The 3,215-nt window shown below is 73.6% G+C and carries 3 protein-coding genes; all 3 read left to right on the top strand.

Going from position 1 to position 3,215, the window contains the following annotated elements:
* Positions 1 to 826: hypothetical protein (locus HUW36_RS29010; protein WP_174531032.1), on the top strand; the 826-nt coding region annotated here is incomplete at its 5' end.
* A gap of 330 nt (positions 827 to 1,156) precedes the next feature.
* Positions 1,157 to 2,422 carry a beta-ketoacyl-[acyl-carrier-protein] synthase family protein gene (locus HUW36_RS29005; protein ID WP_174531031.1) on the top strand — a complete coding sequence of 422 codons (1,266 nt, stop codon included), beginning with the start codon at positions 1,157 to 1,159 and terminating at the stop codon, positions 2,420 to 2,422.
* Positions 2,419 to 3,215, top strand: a 797-nt coding sequence (locus tag HUW36_RS29000; RefSeq protein ID WP_281357568.1) for a beta-ketoacyl synthase N-terminal-like domain-containing protein, incomplete at its 3' end; no start/stop codon positions are given. The genes HUW36_RS29005 and HUW36_RS29000, both read left to right, overlap by 4 nt.

The following is a 3,215-nucleotide window of genomic DNA, read 5'->3' as shown; positions in this document are numbered from 1 at the left end:
GGGCTCCGGCGCGCCGTACGGCGCCCAGCCCGCGGCGCCGTACCCGGGTCAGCCGGCCGCGCCGGGCGGCTATCCCGGGCAGCCCGCGCCGTTCGCGCCGGTACCGCCGAAGCGGGGGATGACGAAGGGCCTGATCGTTGGCCTGGTCGCGGGCGCGGTCACGCTGACGCTGCTGTGCTGCGGCGGCGGGCTCGCCTACGTCGCCTTCGGCGGGGACGAGGACGACCCGAAGCCGGTCGCCTCCGGCAGCGCGACCCCGGGACCGGGCACGCCGACCGCGGCACCCAGCGAGTCCGGGCCGGCGTCGACCGGGCCGGACGAGCCGTCCAACAACGATGCGCTGACCGCCCGCTACTCCAGCGAGATGTCCGCGGTCTGCGAGGGCGGCGCGATCCTCAACGCCGCCCCGTACACCGGGCCGTCGAGCGCGAAGGCGTTCGTCTTCTCCAACGCCCCCGACCGGCCCACGTTCTGGTCGCAGAAGTCGTTCAGCTCGGACAAGAGCTACTACACCAAGTCGGCGGACTTCGCGACCGCGTCCGTGATCGGCTGCCTCAAGGTGGTCGAGGGCAGCGAGGGCACGCCGAAGAAGTGCCAGTACAAGAACACCGAGGGCAAGGTCGTCACGGTCAACTACATCTCGTCGCGGTACACGCTGACGTTCCACGCGGCCAAGACCGGTGAGAAGATCGGCGACGGCGGCACGGTGACGGCGCCGGCCAGCCGCTGCCCGAGCTTCATCTCGTACAACAAGGTGACGTTGAAGTCGTACGCCGCGCCGGACAGCGGCACCATCGAGGCCGCGCTCGACCGCTTCCTGAAGTAACCCGCCACGGCCCACGCCACGGCCCGGAACGTCGACCCGACGCTCCGGGCCGTTCGCGTCCCCGGCTCAGGCGGTGACGTCGACCGGGCGGGCGTCGCGGCCGGGCGCCCGGCCCTCGCGGACGGTGGCGGCCGCACGGGCCGGACCGGAGACCGAACCGGTTTCGAGCGCGGTTCGAGCGCCGCCCCGGACGCTGGGCGCGGCGCCGGTTCCTGACCCGGCGTCGCCGTTCCCGCCGTCGCGAAGGGACCCACCGGTGACGCATCGCCCATCCCGCCCGGCTTCCGCCCCGGGCCGCCCCGCGCGCCCGACCGCCCGGGAGGACCGCCGATGACCCGCCGAGTCGTCATCACCGGAATCGGTGTCCGCACCCCCGGCGGGCGCGGCGCCAAGGAGTTCTGGGACCTGATCTCCAGCGGACGCACCGCGACCCGGCGGATCTCTTTCTTCGACCCCGCGCCGTTCCGTTCCCGGGTGGCCGGCGAGTGCGACTTCGACCCCGAACTGGAGGGGCTGAGCCCGCGGGAGATCCGCCGCATGGACCGGGCGAGCCAGTTCGCCGTGGTCTGCGCCCGGGAGGCGGTCGAGGACAGCGGCCTCGACCCGTCCGAGGTCGACCCGACCCGGATCGGGGTGAGCCTCGGCAGCGCGGTGGCCGCCGCGACCAGCCTGGAGCGGGAGTACCTGGTGCTCTCGGACAGCGGACGGCGGTGGCTCGTCGACCACGACTACCTGTCGCCGCACATGTTCGACTACATGATCCCCAGCGTGATGCCGGCCGAGGTGGCCTGGACGGTGGGCGCCGAGGGCCCGGTCACCATGGTCTCCGACGGCTGCACCTCCGGCCTGGACGCGGTCAGCCACGCCGCCGACCTGATCCGCGAGGGCAGCGTCGACGTGGCGCTGACCGGTGCGGCGGACACCCCGGTCACCCCGATCGTGGTGGCCTGCTTCGACGCGATCAAGGCCACCACGCCCCGCGACGACGAGCCGGAGCGGGCCTCCCGCCCGTTCGACGGCACCCGCAACGGCTTCGTGCTGGCGGAGGGGGCGGCGATGTTCGTGGTCGAGGAGTACGAACACGCCCGCCGCCGGGGAGCCCACGTCTACGCGGAGGTCACCGGTTACGCGACCCGCTGCAACGCGTACCACATGACGGGCCTGAAGAAGGACGGCCGGGAGATGGCCGAGGCGATCCGGGTGGCCCTGGACGAGTCCCGGGTGGACCCGACGGCTGTCGACTACGTCAACGCGCACGGCTCCGGCACGAAGCAGAACGACAGGCACGAGACGGCCGCCTTCAAGCGCAGCCTGGGGCAGCACGCGTACGGGGTGCCGGTCAGCTCGATCAAGTCCATGGTGGGCCACTCGCTCGGCGCGATCGGCTCGATCGAGGTGGCCGCGTGCGCGCTGGCCATCGAGCACGGCGTGGTGCCGCCGACGGCCAACCTGACCACCCCCGATCCCGAGTGCGACCTGGACTACGTCCCGGTCACCGCGCGGGAGCGGCGGCTGGACACGGTGCTGACCGTGGGCAGCGGCTTCGGTGGGTTCCAGAGCGCCATGGTGCTGCGCGCGGCGGGTGGTCGGCGATGACCGTGCCCGTCCTCGTCACCGGTCTCGGTGTGGTCGCGCCGAACGGGCTCGGAGTGGACGCCTTCTGGTCGGCCACGCTCGCCGGGCACTCCGGCATCGCACCGCTGGACCGCTTCGACGCCGGCCGGTACCCGGCCTCGCTCGCCGGTCAGATCGCCGACTTCGACGCCGCCGCGCACCTGCCCAACCGGCTGCTGCCGCAGACCGACGTCTCGACCCGGCTGGCCCTGGCCGCCGCCGAGTGGGCGCTGCGCGACGCCGCGGTCGGCGCGGACGACGTCCCCGACTACGACATGGGCGTGATCACGTCGAACGCCTCGGGCGGCTTCCAGTTCACCCACGGCGAGTTCCGCAAGCTGTGGTCGCAGGGGCCGCAGTTCGTCAGCGTCTACGAGTCGTTCGCCTGGTTCTACGCGGTCAACACCGGGCAGATCTCGATCCGCCACGGCATGCGCGGCCCGGGCGCGGTGCTGGTGGCCGAGCAGGCCGGTGGGCTGGACGCGCTCGGGCACGCCCGGCGTACCGCCCGCAAGGGCACCGCGCTGGTGGTCAGCGGCGGGGTCGACTCGTCGTTCGATCCGTGGGGCTGGGTGTCGCACCTGGCCAGCGGACGGGTCAGCCCGGTGGCCGACCCGCACCGGGCCTACCTGCCGTTCGACACCGCCGCCAGCGGCTACCTGCCCGGCGAGGGCGGGGCCCTGCTGGTGCTGGAGCGGGCCGACGCCGTCGCCCACCGCGGCGCACCCCGGGTGTACGGGGAGATCGCCGGCTACGCCGCCACCTTCGACCCGCC

The organism is Micromonospora maritima (assembly GCF_902825405.1).
Classification (GTDB): Bacteria; Actinomycetota; Actinomycetes; order Mycobacteriales; family Micromonosporaceae; genus Micromonospora; species Micromonospora maritima.
The sequence above is the reverse complement of the archived record's forward strand: the minus strand, read 5'-3'. Positions and strand labels throughout refer to the sequence as shown.

Coding starts and splice junctions, on each gene's coding strand:
- HUW36_RS29005 (WP_174531031.1), top strand. CDS start 1,157: ATGACCCGCCGAGTCGTCATCACCGGAATCGGTGTCCGCACCCCCGGC.